The 14316-nt window shown below is 61.6% G+C and carries 10 protein-coding genes, 3 tRNA genes and 1 pseudogene; 11 read left to right on the top strand and 3 right to left on the bottom strand.

The genetic code is table 11. The features are described from left to right. Positions 1-15: 15 nt before the first annotated feature. Positions 16-1800 (bottom strand): annotated as a pseudogene (locus tag IFT80_RS17380) (sigma-54-dependent Fis family transcriptional regulator); the annotation flags it as partial. 256 nt (positions 1801-2056) lie between these two features. Between IFT80_RS17380 and IFT80_RS17375 the strand changes: the two are divergent. From IFT80_RS17375 to IFT80_RS17350, 6 genes are read left to right on the top strand one after another with little or no spacing between them, the layout of a single operon-like run. Further along, positions 2057-3151 (top strand): ABC transporter ATP-binding protein, encoded by a 1095-nt coding sequence (locus IFT80_RS17375; protein ID WP_122476025.1) that lies wholly within the window; start codon positions 2057-2059, stop codon positions 3149-3151. Next, entirely contained in the window at positions 3151-4248 is a 1098-nt protein-coding gene (locus IFT80_RS17370) for an ABC transporter ATP-binding protein (RefSeq protein WP_192137951.1), read from the top strand. Before IFT80_RS17375 ends, IFT80_RS17370 begins: the two co-directional genes overlap by 1 nt. Then, positions 4245-5111, top strand: coding sequence for a carbohydrate ABC transporter permease (locus IFT80_RS17365; protein ID WP_192137950.1), 867 nt, complete (start codon positions 4245-4247; stop codon positions 5109-5111). Before IFT80_RS17370 ends, IFT80_RS17365 begins: the two co-directional genes overlap by 4 nt. A gap of 7 nt (positions 5112-5118) precedes the next feature. Beyond that, positions 5119-5919 (top strand): carbohydrate ABC transporter permease, encoded by an 801-nt coding sequence (locus tag IFT80_RS17360; protein ID WP_122476020.1) that lies wholly within the window; start codon positions 5119-5121, stop codon positions 5917-5919. A 10-nt stretch (positions 5920-5929) separates the two neighbouring features. Beyond that, positions 5930-6202: a DUF2160 domain-containing protein gene (locus IFT80_RS17355; protein ID WP_122476019.1), complete on the top strand. Its 273-nt coding sequence runs from the start codon at positions 5930-5932 to the stop codon at positions 6200-6202. A 46-nt stretch (positions 6203-6248) separates the two neighbouring features. Beyond that, complete coding sequence (locus IFT80_RS17350; RefSeq protein WP_192137949.1) at positions 6249-7994, top strand: ABC transporter substrate-binding protein; 1746 nt, start codon at positions 6249-6251, stop codon at positions 7992-7994. Positions 7995-8168: 174 nt separating this feature from the next. On the opposite strand, the gene folD is transcribed toward IFT80_RS17350, so the two are convergent. Further along, a complete protein-coding gene (folD, locus tag IFT80_RS17345) occupies positions 8169-9023 on the bottom strand; it encodes a bifunctional methylenetetrahydrofolate dehydrogenase/methenyltetrahydrofolate cyclohydrolase FolD (protein ID WP_122476016.1) in 855 nt (284 codons plus the stop codon). 290 nt (positions 9024-9313) lie between these two features. Here folD and IFT80_RS17340 point away from each other — a divergent pair. The 3 genes from IFT80_RS17340 to IFT80_RS17330 all read left to right on the top strand — a co-directional run bounded on the left by IFT80_RS17340 (position 9314) and on the right by IFT80_RS17330 (position 9649). After that, a tRNA-Arg gene (locus tag IFT80_RS17340) sits at positions 9314-9390 on the top strand. Between the two features lie 41 nt (positions 9391-9431). Beyond that, positions 9432-9507: transfer RNA gene (locus IFT80_RS17335), tRNA-His, on the top strand. A gap of 57 nt (positions 9508-9564) precedes the next feature. Next, positions 9565-9649, top strand: a tRNA-Leu gene (locus IFT80_RS17330). A gap of 85 nt (positions 9650-9734) precedes the next feature. On the opposite strand, the gene IFT80_RS17325 is transcribed toward IFT80_RS17330, so the two are convergent. Then, positions 9735-11903, bottom strand: coding sequence for a GAF domain-containing protein (locus IFT80_RS17325; protein WP_192053282.1), 2169 nt, complete (start codon positions 11901-11903; stop codon positions 9735-9737). A gap of 312 nt (positions 11904-12215) precedes the next feature. Between IFT80_RS17325 and tig the strand changes: the two genes are divergently transcribed. Both tig and clpP read left to right on the top strand, forming a co-directional pair. Then, complete coding sequence (gene tig / locus IFT80_RS17320; RefSeq protein ID WP_192137948.1) at positions 12216-13526, top strand: trigger factor; 1311 nt, start codon at positions 12216-12218, stop codon at positions 13524-13526. A gap of 91 nt (positions 13527-13617) precedes the next feature. Continuing rightward, entirely contained in the window at positions 13618-14259 is a 642-nt protein-coding gene (gene clpP, locus IFT80_RS17315) for an ATP-dependent Clp endopeptidase proteolytic subunit ClpP (protein ID WP_122476013.1), read from the top strand. Positions 14260-14316 lie beyond the last annotated feature (57 nt).

The following is a 14316-nucleotide window of genomic DNA, read 5'->3' as shown; positions in this document are numbered from 1 at the left end:
GTGCCCGGCGTGCCCCTGTTCGCGCAGACGCTTGTAAAGCGTATTGCGGCTGACTCCCAAGCGCCTGGCCAGGCGCGAGATGTTGCCGTCGCTGGCCTGCAGCAGTTCGCCCAGGTCACTGACCTTGGCCAAGGTCAGCAGCGGGCGCGGCAAGGCCTGTTCCTGCGCCGGCAGCTGGCTCGCCTCGCGAAGAAAATCATCGGGCAGATGGTCCAGGCCTATCAGCTCCTCATCGGCCAGTACCAGCGCGACCTTGACCACCGCAGACAACTGACGCACGTTGCCAGGCCATGGGTGGGCCATGAATGCGGCCCACACCTCGGCGCTGAAACCGGCGCTCTGCTGGGGTTCGCGGTGCGACTCCCACACCTGTTCGATGAGCTCGCGCTTGTCGCTGCGCGCGTGCAGGGTCGGCAGGTGCAGGGTCATGCCAGCCAGGCGGTAGTAGAGGTCTTCGCGGAACAAGCCGGCCTGCACCCGCTGGCGCAGATCCTCATGGGTCGCGGAAATCAGACGAATGTCGACCGGTATCGGGTCGCCACAGCCCAGCGGCTGGATGCAGCGCTCCTGCAATACGCGCAGCAGCCGCGCCTGGGTCGGCAACGGCATGTCGCCGATCTCGTCGAGGAACAGAATGCCCTTGTCGGCCTTGCGCACCAGGCCAGGGCTGCCCTTCTGGCTGGCACCGGTGAAGGCACCACGCTCGTAGCCAAACAGTTCCGACTCCACCAGCTCGGCGGGAATCGCCGCACAGTTGACCGCAATCAGCGGGCACGACGCGCGGCTGCTGGCCCGGTGCAGAGCCTTGACCAGCACTTCCTTGCCGGTACCGGTGTCACCGCGCAGCAACAACGGCACGTCCTTTTCCAGCAGGCGCAGACCCTGTTGCATGGCTTTGTCCAGGCGCGGGTCGGTGCCACGGTGCGCTGCAGCCGGCGCCGGGCACGGTAAAACCGGCTTCTTGAGCAGACACTGCAACCGGTTGCGCCCTGGCGGTTGCAGGGCGAACGTGCGCTCCGGCGGGTGGTCGAGCAGTGCCTGCGGCGTCAGTCGGAACACCTGCTGCACGGTCAAGCCCGGAAGCTCGACACCCAGCAGGCTGTCGGCACGACGATTGGCCGCCAGCACGTGACCGTTGTCGTCGAACACCAGCAGTCCGGCCCACTGGCTGTCGAGGTTGTTGACTCCGGTATTGAAGATCAATTGGTGATGCCGGTCGGCGAACGCCTCGAGAATCAGGCGATTCTCCACCGTCTGGCTCATCATCTTCACCAGCCCGAGCGTGTGCGAAGGCGGCAGGTGACTGTCGCTGGAAACGTCCAGCACCGCGACCATTCGCCGTTGCGCGTCGAAGATCGGTGACGCCGAGCCGTTCATCAAGCGGTTGGCAAGCAGAAAGTGCTCGTCGGGCTCGACGTGCACGGCCTGGCGGCAGGCCAGCGCAGTGCCGATCGGATTGGTCCCGGCCGATGTTTCCAGCCAGGACGCGCCGGGGTCGAAACCGGCATGGCTGTGGGTAGCGCCCGGCTGCTCTCCCCACGACCTGAGCACGCGCGCCTGCGGGTCGGCCAGCCGAATCAGGCAGCGCGAATTGCCCAGGATGTGTTCGTAGTAGGGCAACACCTCGCGATGGGTGGTGTGCAGCAGGGCCTGGTGGCGTTCGAGCATCTGTTGCAGCGCGGCCCGTGGCAGCGGCTCGAAGCGCGGCGCGTGATGGTGCTCAAGCCCCGCTTCGCGACAGCGTGCCCAGGAGTCGTGGATGAGCCGGTCATGGGCAAGCATTGGATTGGATACGGACATGGTTCGAGTATCCCGGCACGCGGCCTTGTTGTTTTTGTTCATGCAGTGTTGTTCACGGTTGTTCATTGTCAATGCGCCAGGCGTTCATTTTTGTTCAGTGGTGAACCCCGCCTGCCTGTGACACATACCCTCGAACCGTTTGGCTGGCGCTTTCAGCCTTGACTGGCGGCAATTGGCACGCTTATCGCTCTGGGTTTGCCAGCAGTCGTACCGATGCGAAGCCGCAACCGCTTCCAATAATAAAAAAGGCGCCGCCATGTCCCTTGTGCTCGAGCAGGTCACTCGTCGTGTGGAAAACCAGCTGTACATCGACAATGCATCGCTGGTGCTGGAACCCGGTTCGTTCAATGTCCTCCTGGGGCGCACGTTGTCCGGCAAGACCAGCTTGATGCGCCTGATGGCCGGCCTGGACAAACCCGACCAGGGCCGGGTGTTGATGAACGGTGTGGACGTGACCGGCAAGCCGGTGCGCCAGCGCAACGTCTCCATGGTCTACCAGCAGTTCATCAACTACCCGACCATGACGGTCTTCGACAACATTGCCTCGCCGTTGCGCCAGGCAGGCATGGCCCGCGAGCAGATCGAGGAGCGTGTGCTGCAGACCGCACGCATGTTGCGTATCGAGCCGTTCCTCAAGCGCCACCCGCTGGAATTGTCCGGTGGCCAGCAGCAGCGTACGGCCATGGCGCGCGCGCTGGTCAAGGATGCCGAGCTGATCCTGTTCGACGAACCGCTGGTGAACCTGGACTACAAGCTGCGCGAAGAACTTCGTTTCGAAATGCGCGAACTGTTCCTGACCCGCCATACCATTGCCGTGTACGCCACCACCGAGCCCAACGAAGCCCTGGCGTTGGGCGGCACCACCACCATTCTTCACGAGGGGCGGGTGATCCAGAGTGGCAGAACGCCGGAGGTCTACCACCGGCCAGCCACGGTGCTGGCGGCCGAGCTGTTTTCCGAACCGCCGATCAACCTGATCGAAGGTCGCATCGGTGGCCAGGAGGTCAGCTTCGCCAACTTCGTGCACTTCGCCCGCAATCTCGACTTGTCCGGGGTCCCCGACGGCGATTACCGCTTCGGCGTACGACCCAGCCACATCGGCCTGACACCCAGCAACGACGATGACCTGGAGCTGGCGGTCACCGTGGAACTTGCGGAAATCAGCGGCTCGGAAACCTTCCTGCACGTACGCAACGAGTACTTTTCGCTGGTGCTGCACCTGCCGGGCGTCCACGACTATGCGGTGGACGCGGCCATACCGGTGTACATCCCGACCCACAAGCTGTTCGTGTTCCAGCTCGACGGACAATTGGTCCAGGCCCCCGGCCTGCGTGTAGCGAGGGCTGCCTGATGGCCGAGATACGTCTGCAGCACCTGGCGCACAGCTACAGCGCCCATCCGGCGGGGCCCGAAGACTATGCCATCCGCGAGATGGATCACATCTGGGAGCAGGGCGGCGCCTATGCCTTGCTCGGCCCGTCCGGGTGCGGCAAATCGACCTTGCTCAACATCATTTCCGGGTTGCTCAGCCCGTCCCACGGGCAGGTGCTGTTCGACGGCAAAGTGGTCAACGAACTGCCGCCCGAGCAGCGCAACATCGCCCAGGTGTTCCAGTTCCCGGTGGTGTACGACACCATGACGGTATTCGACAACCTGGCATTCCCCTTGCGCAACCAGGGCAAGTCCGAGGAGCAGGTTCACGCTCGGGTGCAGGAAGTGGCCGAAGTGCTCGATCTGCAGCGCCTGCTGCAGCGCAAGGCGCGCAACCTCAGCGCCGACGAGAAGCAAAAGGTGTCGATGGGCCGTGGCCTGGTACGCGACGACGTCTCGGCGATCCTCTTCGATGAACCGCTGACGGTCATCGACCCGCACCTGAAATGGAAACTGCGGCGCAAGCTCAAGCAGATCCACGAGCAGTTCAACATCACCATGGTCTACGTCACCCACGACCAGCTCGAGGCATCCACCTTCGCCGACAAGATCGCGGTCATGTACGGCGGTCAGATCGTCCAGTTCGGCACCCCGCGCGAGCTGTTCGAGCGACCGGCGCACACTTTCGTCGGCTACTTCATCGGCAGCCCCGGCATGAACCTCGTCGATGTCCAGCCCGAGCGTGGCGGGGTCGGTTTCGGCGGCATTCATGTGCCCTTGTCGGAGGCCTTGCAGGCGCGCGTTGCCCAGGGCGGCTGGCAACGCCTGCAGATCGGCATCCGTCCGGAGTTCATCCGGGTCTGGGACGAAGGCTTCGAGGCGGCCCTGCACAGCGAACGGGTCCATCTGGAAGACCTGGGCACCTACAAGATTCTCACCCTGCTGCTCGGCGGCCAGCCCTTCAAGGTGCGTTTGCCCGAGGACCGCACCGTGCCCGAGGGCACGGTGTTCATCAGCTTTCCCGCGCAGTGGCTGATGGTCTATGCCGATGACCGCCTGCTGGAGGTGAAGCCATGAACAAGGTTCAGAACAACAAGGCCTGGTGGCTGGTGCTGCCGGTGTTCCTGCTGGTGGCGTTCAGCGCCGTGATTCCGATGATGACCGTGGTCAACTATTCGGTGCAGGACATCTTCGACCAGTCCAGCCGCTACTTCGTTGGCGCCGACTGGTACCGCCAGGTCCTCCAGGACCCGCGCCTGCACGATTCGCTGCTGCGCCAGTTCATCTATTCGGGCTGCGTGCTGCTGATCGAGATACCCCTGGGCATCGCCATCGCCCTGACCATGCCGGCCAAGGGCCGCTGGTCGTCGCTGTGCCTGATCGTCATGGCCATTCCGCTGCTGATTCCGTGGAACGTGGTAGGCACCATCTGGCAGATCTTCGGCCGCGCCGACATCGGCTTGCTGGGCTACACGCTCAACGCCATGGGCATCAGCTACAACTATGCGTCCAACACCGTGGACGCCTGGGTCACGGTGCTGGTCATGGATGTGTGGCACTGGACTTCGCTGGTGGCGCTGCTGTGCTATTCGGGCCTGCGCGCCATCCCCGACGTCTACTACCAGGCTGCGCGTATCGACCGCGCCTCGAGCTGGGCGGTGTTCCGGCACATCCAGTTGCCGAAGATGAAAAGCGTGCTGCTGATCGCGGTCATGCTGCGCTTCATGGACAGCTTCATGATCTACACCGAACCCTTCGTGCTGACCGGTGGCGGCCCGGGCAACGCCACCACGTTCCTCAGCCAGACCCTGACGCAGATGGCCGTGGGTCAGTTCGACCTCGGCCCGGCCGCGGCCTTCTCGCTGGTGTACTTCCTGATCATCCTGCTGGTGTCATGGCTGTTCTATACCGCCATGACCCACAACGACAAGCAAGGTTGAGGTAGCCATGAGCAAACGCAAACTGATTCCCCTGCTGCTGTACATCCTGTTTTTGCTGGTGCCCATCTACTGGTTGCTGAACATGTCGTTCAAGAGCAACGGTGAAATCCTCGGCGGGCTGACCCTGTTTCCCCACGAATTCACCCTGGCCAACTATCGGGTGATCTTCACCGACCCCAGCTGGTACACCGGCTATATCAATTCGCTGTACTACGTGAGCCTCAACACGCTGATCTCGCTCAGCGTCGCGCTGCCGGCGGCCTATGCGTTTTCGCGTTACCGCTTTCTAGGCGACAAGCACCTGTTCTTCTGGCTGCTGACCAACCGCATGGCGCCGCCTGCGGTGTTCCTGCTGCCGTTCTTCCAGCTGTACTCATCCATCGGCCTGTTCGACACGCACATCGCCGTCGCGCTCGCGCACTGCCTGTTCAACGTACCGCTGGCGGTGTGGATTCTCGAAGGCTTCATGTCCGGCGTGCCGAAGGAGATCGACGAAACCGCCTACATCGATGGCTACAGCTTTCCGAAATTCTTCGTGAAGATCTTCATGCCGCTGATTGGCTCGGGTATCGGTGTAACGGCCTTCTTCTGCTTCATGTTCTCGTGGGTGGAATTGCTCCTGGCGCGCACCCTGACTTCGGTCAATGCCAAGCCGATCGCGGCGGTGATGACCCGTACCGTTTCAGCCTCGGGCATCGACTGGGGTGTGCTGGCTGCGGCCGGCGTGCTGACCATCGTGCCCGGCATGCTGGTGATCTGGTTCGTTCGCAACCATGTGGCCAAGGGCTTCGCCTTGGGTCGCGTATGAGGAGCCTGTGATGGAGTGGATGGCCTGGACTCTACCGACTGCCCTGTTCTTCGGCGCCATCGCGCTGTTGCTCGCCGGCATGACGTTCTACGAATTGCGCTCGCCCTGCACCGAGCGGCGCGGGTTCCTGCCGATCGCGACCACTCGCGGCGATCGGTTGTTCATCGGTCTTCTCGGTAGCGCCTACCTGCACCTGCTGGTGATCGGCGTTACCGACTGGAGCATCTGGGTCGCCTCGGCGCTGTCCCTGGTGTGGTTGCTGGCGGTAATGCGTTGGGGCTGAGCCACACGGGTCTGCGCGACGCAAAAATTCCAAACAGGAGGTCACTATGTACAAGAACAACAACAAACTGCGACATAGCATTGCCCTGGCGACCGCGCTGGCGTGTGCCGGGCTGAGCGCCGCGGCTTGGGCGGATGCCTATGAAGACGCGGCGAAAAAATGGGTAGGCGCCGAATTCAAGCCATCCACCCTCACGCCCGAGCAACAGATGGCGGAGATGCAATGGTTCATCGAGGCCGCCAAGCCGTTCCGAGGCATGAACATCAACGTGGTGTCCGAAACCCTCACTACCCATGAATACGAAGCCAAGACCCTGGCCAAGGCGTTCAGCGAGATCACCGGGATCAAGCTCACCCACGACCTGTTGCAGGAAGGCGATGTGGTCGAGAAGCTGCAGACGCAGATGCAGTCGGACAAGAACATCTACGATGGCTGGGTCAACGATTCGGATTTGATCGGTACCCACTTTCGCTACGGCAAGAGCGAATCGATCACCGACATGATGGCCAGTCCCGAGGGCAAGAAGGCCACCTCGCCGACCCTCGACCTCAAGGATTTCATCGGCATCTCGTTCACCACCGCGCCCGACGGCAAGGTCTATCAACTGCCCGATCAGCAATTCGCCAACCTGTACTGGTTCCGTGCCGACTGGTTCGAGCGCCCGGAACTGAAGAAGAAGTTCAAGGAAATCTACGGCTACGAACTCGGTGTCCCGGTCAACTGGTCGGCTTACGAGGACATCGCCAAGTTCTTCTCCGAGGACGTCAAGGAGATCGACGGCAAACGCATCTACGGGCACATGGACTACGGCAAGAAAGACCCCTCGCTGGGTTGGCGCTTCACCGATGCCTGGTTCTCCATGGCCGGCGGTGGCGACAAGGGCCTGCCCAACGGCTTGCCGGTGGACGAGTGGGGCATTCGCGTGGAGGACTGCCATCCGGTGGGTTCCAGCGTGACCCGTGGCGGCGACACCAACGGCCCGGCAGCCGTCTATGCGACGCAGAAATACGTCGACTGGATGCGTGCCTACGCACCGCCCGAAGCTCAGGGCATGACCTTCTCCGAATCCGGCCCGGTACCGGCCCAGGGCAACATCGCCCAGCAGATCTTCTGGTACACCGCCTTCACTGCAGACATGACCAAGCCTGGCCTGCCGGTGATGAATGGCGATGGCACGCCGAAATGGCGCATGGCACCTTCGCCCAAGGGCCCGTACTGGGAAGAGGGCATGAAGCTGGGGTATCAGGACACCGGCGCCTGGACCTTCCTCAAGTCGACGCCCGAGAAACAGCGCCTGGCAGCCTGGCTGTACGCGCAGTTCGTGACGTCGAAGACGGTCTCGCTGAAAAAGACCATCGTCGGCCTGACGCCGATTCGCGAATCGGACATCAATTCCCACGCCATGACCGATCTGGCACCCAAGCTGGGTGGCCTGGTGGAGTTCTACCGCAGCCCGGCTCGCGTGCAATGGACCCCGACCGGCACCAACGTGCCTGACTATCCGCGTCTGGCGCAGTTGTGGTGGAGCCACATTTCCGAGGCAGCCAGCGGCGAAAAGACCCCACAGCAGGCGCTCGATGGCCTGGCCAAGGACCAGGACGCGATCATGACCCGCCTGGAGCGCAGCAAGGTGCAACCCGTGTGCGGGCCGAAGATGAACCCCGAGCGCGACGCCCAGTACTGGTTCGACCAGCCCGGCGCACCCAAGCCCAAACTGGCCAACGAAAAGCCTCAGGGTCAAACCGTGGGCTACGCCGAACTGGTCAAGTCGTGGGAGGATGCAAGAAAGTAGCCGCAGGCGCGGTCAGCGGCCAGGAAAGCCGCGCTGCGATTGGCCTGCCACACCGCGCCGTTCTTTTCGCGGCCACAGGCCGCTCCCACGGAAGATTGATGCCCCGTAGGAGCGGTCAGCGGCCGCGAAAGCCGCGCTGCGGTGCAACGGATGCAGCGCGCATCAGGGTTTACATCACTGGTGCAGCGTTTCTGCTGCATACAGGGTGTTTTCCAGCAGGCAGGCGCGGGTCATCGGACCTACGCCGCCTGGGACTGGAGTGATCCAGCCGGCACGGGGCAGGGCAGTGTCATACACCACGTCGCCCACCAGCTTGCCATCGGCCTGGCGATTGATGCCCACGTCGATCACGATCGCACCTTCCTTGATCCATTCGCCCTTCACCAGCCCTGGCTTGCCCGCGGCAACCACCACCAGATCGGCGCGGCCCACGTGGCCCGCCAGGTCCTTGGTGAACCGATGAGTCACGGTCACGGTGCAGCCTGCCAGCAGCAACTCCATGGCCATGGGTCGTCCAACGATGTTGGAGGCACCCACCACTACCGCGTCCATGCCATACAGATCCTGGCCAGTGCTTTCCAGCAGGGCCATGATGCCCTTGGGCGTGCACGGACGCAGCAACGGAATGCGCTGGGCCAGGCGGCCGACGTTATAGGGATGGAAACCATCGACGTCCTTGTCCGGACGGATGCGCTCGAGCAGCAGCGAGGCGTCCAGATGCTCGGGCAGCGGCAACTGCAACAGAATGCCGTCGATCTCGGTGTCGGCATTGAGCGTGTCGATCAGCGTCTCGAGCTCAATCTGCGAGGTGGTGCTCGGCAGGTCGAAGGCCCGGGAAACGAAACCGACTTCCTCGCAGTCCTTGCGCTTGTGCGAAACATAGACCTGGGACGCGGGGTCGGTACCCACCAGAATCACCGCAAGGCCCGGCGTGCGCAGGCCTTGCCGACGACGCTCGGCAACCTGATGAGCGATCTGCCGACGCAGGTTGGCGGCGATCGTCTTGCCGTCGATAAGTTGTGCAGTCATGACGCGTGATTAACCATCGAAAAGGAATGAAAATGTGCGCGCATTCTCGCATGTCGCACGCCCAGGGCAAAGGCGCTTGCTTCGCGAAACCTCCTAAGCCCTTTAATTAAATGAATTTTTTTCAAAAAAGAGTTGACGACCCCAAGGCTCGCCTATAACATTCGTCGCACTTGTCGGGCAGGGCCTAGCACTGGTGAAGAAGGTAGAGCAAAACAGGCGGTTTCAAGGCTTGTTTGTCATCACCGACTGAAGCTCTGGATTTGTAATCTGCAAGGACTACAGACTCAAAAGCGCCCGTAGCTCAGCTGGATAGAGCATCCGCCTTCTAAGCGGATGGTCGCAGGTTCGAGTCCTGCCGGGTGCGCCATTAGGCAGCTTTGGCACAAGTAACGCAGTAAACGCAATATGGTGGGCGTAGCTCAGTTGGTAGAGCACAGGATTGTGACTCCTGTTGTCGTGGGTTCGATCCCCATCGTCCACCCCATATTTCGAAAGGCGCCCGATTCTTACCGATCCGGCGCCTTTGCTTTAAAAGCTACACGCGGACGTGGTGGAATTGGTAGACACACTGGATTTAGGTTCCAGCGCCGCAAGGTGTAAGAGTTCGAGTCTCTTCGTCCGCACCAACCCGTACAGTCAGGCCTAGGCCTGCTGCGCAACGTGAAAGCCGCCTTCGGGCGGCTTTTTCGTGTCTGCGTTTCAGTCGACGAGTCACGCCTCTACGGGCTGGACCATGCTGAAGGTGATGACATTGCCGTTCTGCTCGACGCTCAGGTTGCCACTGTGCGCAACCGCGATGGCCTGGGAAATGTACAGCCCGATCCCCAGGCCGTTCTTGTTGCGCAGGTTTTCACTGCTGTGCGGCTTGAACGGCTGGAACAGCGTCGACAGGCGCTCGGGGGCCACCGGGGTGGTCTGGTTGAGGACCGACAGCCGCGTGTTGTTTTGCTCCGTGCTCAAGCTGATCAGTACCGGCGTATCCGGCGTGCCATGGTAGCGGGCGTTGCCCAGCAGGTTGGTGATGACCTGCGCGTAGCGGTCCGGATCGACCATGGCGCGCACATCCGGTTGGATGCGTGCCTCGATGGTCAGGCCAGGGAAAGCCACCGCTGTCTCATCGACGATGCTTTCGACCAGCGCCGACAGATCGGTTTCAACCCGATTGACCATGATGCCGAGGCCGGACTGCAGGCGGCTCATCTCAAGGATCTGGCTGATCAGCCTTTCCATGCGACCACTGGAGTGGCTGATGTGCTTGCGCAGTTCGGTGTCGCGCGTCTCGCTCGAGGACAACATGGCCGCAGCCATGGAAATCGACTGCAGTGGATTGCGCAGGTCATGGCCGAGCATGGCGATCAGGCGCTGACGCATGCCATCGATCTCGCTGGCACGGCTCAGGCACAATTCGACCAGGTCGCGTCGCAGCTTCTCGGCAATGGTGATATCGGTGTCGCCCCAGTTGGCCGAACGCCCACGCACCACTTCTTCCCAAGCCTCGAAGGAGCCCCGTGGCGTCAGGCGTGGCCCGGACGGCCCCACCTTGATGATTTTCTCCGGCTTGCCGCCCCAGCGCACATTGTTGATTTCTTCCTTGCGCAGCCACATCACCCAGCCCGATTCCTGGCGATGGAAACGGACCGCCAGAATGCCGCAGTAGCCGCTGGTATTGCGTTCACTCTCTGAACCCTGCCAATTGTCGGTGTGAAAGACCTCGAGGTTCGGGTCCTGCTCGACGTGCTCCAGCACCTGGCGACACAGTGGGTCGAAGTGCCCGCCGATGCTTTGGGTGCGACCCGACATGACCACTGCGGCGCCATCGCAGGGTATCAGCGCGGCAATGTTGTCCGGCTCGCCCGCCAATGCACTGACCAGGTCTTCGGAGTCGCGCGCCAGGGTCATGAGTTTTTGTTGCTGGTCGCTCGCCTGCTTCAAGGTCTGGGTGGCCAGGTTGTGCTCCAACCGCTCGACCAGCGCGCTGCACACCTGCGAGATGACCTGAAAAGACATGCGCAATGGATGCGCCATCGTCTTGGGTGCCATGTGATGGCAGGAGAACAGCCCCCACAGCTTGCCGCCGACGACGATCGACACGCTCATCGAGGCGCGCACGCCCATGTTGGTCAGGTATTCGCAGTGAATCGGCGAAACGCTGCGCAGGGTGCTGAAGCTGAGGTCGAACGGCTGGCCGGTCCGTGGATCCAAGGACGGCGTCAACGGCGCTGGCGCATAGGCCACGTCGGCGATCAGGCGAATCGGGTTGAGTATATAAAGCAGGCGTGCCTGGGCAGGGATGTCCGATGCCGGGTAGCGCTGACCCAGGTAGCTCTCGAGGTCTTCGCGGTGGGCCTCGGCGATGACTTCGCCAGACAGGTCGGGGCGAAAACGGTAGGCCATGACCCGGTCGAAGCCTGTCATGTTGCGGATTTCGGCAGTCACGCGGCTCAGCAGTGCGTCGATGTCGTGGCGGTTCTGCATCTGGCTGATGATGCGCTGCGCGTACAGGGCGAACTGGCTGAACGAGCCGCTGGCGGTCCGACGCGGCTCGAACTCCAGATACAGGACCTGCAGATGGCGATGGGCAACCACGTCGAACAGGCGGCCAAGCAGGACACTCTCGACGCTGTTCGCCCAGTGATCACTGCTGGCAAGGCCCTCGGCGATCAAGGCCAGGGCATCGGCGCCCAGCAGTTCGCTGTTCGGGGTAGTGCCCGGCAATACATCCAATCCGGTGATGGCCATCAGGTTGGCGCTGCGAGTCAGCACGCGACCTTCGCCGTCCAGTGCGATCAGCGCGCCGTGAGGCTGAATGGCCCCGGGCCGATGAATGGGCTCGTCCTCGCAATTGGCGAGGGAGACCGGCGTGTCAGGGCTTATGGCCATGAGGGTCCTGCAAGAATAGAGGTTGCTACGGGAAGCGACAGAATGGCCGAGATCTCCACGTGGAAGTGCAAGGTAATGGCTTTATCCTTTGCATAGGATACCAGCGAGCCTGAGGTTATCTTGCAAAACTTGTCCGTCAGGGCATTTGCAGGCCTGGGCCAGCCTTCTTTTGCTGCCGTTTGACGGTTTCTTCAGCGACTTTGTGCGCATCCATGTGCATAGGGTGACTTCTTGAGTTCGAGCCTCTAGAATGCTTGCCCTTGATCTGGGGTCGGAAATGGCCGGCTAACGTCTGTGCAACGAGGAAAATCCATGCAAGTTTCTGTTGAAAACACTTCCGCTCTCGAGCGCCGCATGACCATCGGCGTTCCCGCCGAGCGCATCGAGGCCGAAGTCAACAAGCGTCTGCAACAGACCGCCCGTAACGCCAAGATCCCGGGCTTCCGTCCAGGCAAGGTGCCTATGAGCGTCATCCGTCAGCGCTACGAGGCTGACGCGCGCCAGGAAGCCCTGGGCAACGTCATCCAGGCTTCCTTCTATGAAGCCGTGGTCGAGCAGAAGCTCAATCCAGCCGGCGCACCCGCCGTCGAGCCGAAAGTGTTCGAGAAGGGCAAGGACCTGGAATACATCGCCACCTTCGAAGTGTTCCCCGAGTTCGAAGTCGGCGCGTTCGACAGCATCGAAGTCGAGCGTCTGAGCGCCGACGTCGCCGACAGCGACCTGGACAACATGCTCGAAGTGCTGCGCAAGCAGAACGTACGCTACGAGCAGACCGATCGCGCCGCGCAGACCGAAGACCAGCTGAACATCGACTTCGTCGGCAAGATCGAAGGCGAAGAGTTCTCCGGTGGTTCCGCCAAAGGTACCCAGCTGGTTCTGGGTTCGGGCCGCATGATTCCTGGTTTCGAAGACGGCCTGGTCGGCGCCAAGGCCGGTGAAGAGAAGGTCCTGAACCTGAGCTTCCCCGAGGACTACCAGAACCTCGAGCTGGCCGGCAAGGCCGCCGAGTTCACCGTCACCGTCAACAGCGTTTCCGAAGCCAAACTGCCAGAGCTGAACGAAGAGTTCTTCGGCCAGTTCGGCATCAAAGAAACCGGTCTCGACGGCTTCCGCACCGAAGTTCGCAAGAACATGGAGCGCGAGCTGCGTCAGGCAATCAAGGCCAAGATCAAGAATCAGGTCATGGACGGTCTGGTATCGACCAACCCGATCGAAGTGCCCAAGGCGCTGCTCGACAACGAAGTCGACCGTCTGCGCGTTCAAGCCGTGCAGCAGTTTGGCGGCAACATCAAGCCTGACCAATTGCCGGCCGAGCTGTTCACCGAGCAAGCCAAGCGTCGCGTCGTGCTGGGCCTGATCGTTGCCGAAGTGGTCAAGCAGAACGAACTCAAGCCGGACGAAGCACGCGTGCGCGAGCTGATCCAGGAAATGGCCTCGGCCTACCAGGAGCCTGAGCAAGTTGTATCGTGGTACTACAAAAATGATGAGCAGCTGAACGAAGTCCGTTCGGTTGTGCTGGAAGAACAAGTTGTGGATACTGTTCTGCAGAAAGCCAAGGTGACCGACAAGTCGGTCTCTTACGAAGAAGCGGTCAAGCCGGCGGAAGCAGCACAAGCCGAGTGATCGTTCTCTGAGGTTCGAAAACACCATAAGCCAGCCTTCGCGCTGGCTTATGCGTATTCAAGACATGACTATTTGGGAGTGAGTGCGAGACATGTCCCGCAATTCTTATATTCAGCAGAGCTCTGACATCCAGGCCGCAGGCGGCCTGGTCCCGATGGTTATCGAGCAATCGGCTCGTGGCGAACGTGCGTACGACATCTACTCGCGCCTGCTCAAGGAACGAGTGATCTTCCTGATCGGCCCTGTGGAAGACTACATGGCCAACCTAGTCGCCGCGCAGTTGCTGTTCCTTGAGGCGGAAAACCCGGACAAGGACATCCATCTCTACATCAACTCACCAGGCGGGTCGGTGACGGCGGGGATGTCGATCTACGACACCATGCAGTTCATCAAGCCGGACGTGTCCACCACCTGCATCGGCCAGGCCTGCAGCATGGGCGCGTTCCTGCTTGCCGGTGGCGCCGCGGGCAAGCGTCATTGCCTGCCCAACTCGCGCATGATGATTCACCAGCCGCTGGGCGGTTTCCAGGGCCAGGCCTCGGACATCGAGATCCATGCCAAGGAAATCCTGTTCATTCGCGAGCGTCTCAATTCGCTGCTGGCGCACCACACCGGCCAGAGCATCGAGACCATCGAGAAGGACACCAACCGCGACAATTTCATGAGCGCCGAGCGTGCGGTCGATTACGGTTTGATCGACTCTGTGATGTCCAAGCGCAACTTGCCCGCCTAAGCAGCCAGATGGGGGTGGTGGCCATGTCAGCCACCTGTGGGCTTGAAAAAGCCCGCA

The organism is Pseudomonas sp. CFBP 8771 (assembly GCF_014841695.1).
Lineage (GTDB): Bacteria > Pseudomonadota > Gammaproteobacteria > Pseudomonadales > Pseudomonadaceae > Aquipseudomonas > Aquipseudomonas baltica.
Note: the sequence above shows the minus strand (reverse complement) of the source record. Positions and strands in the feature narration are given on the sequence as shown.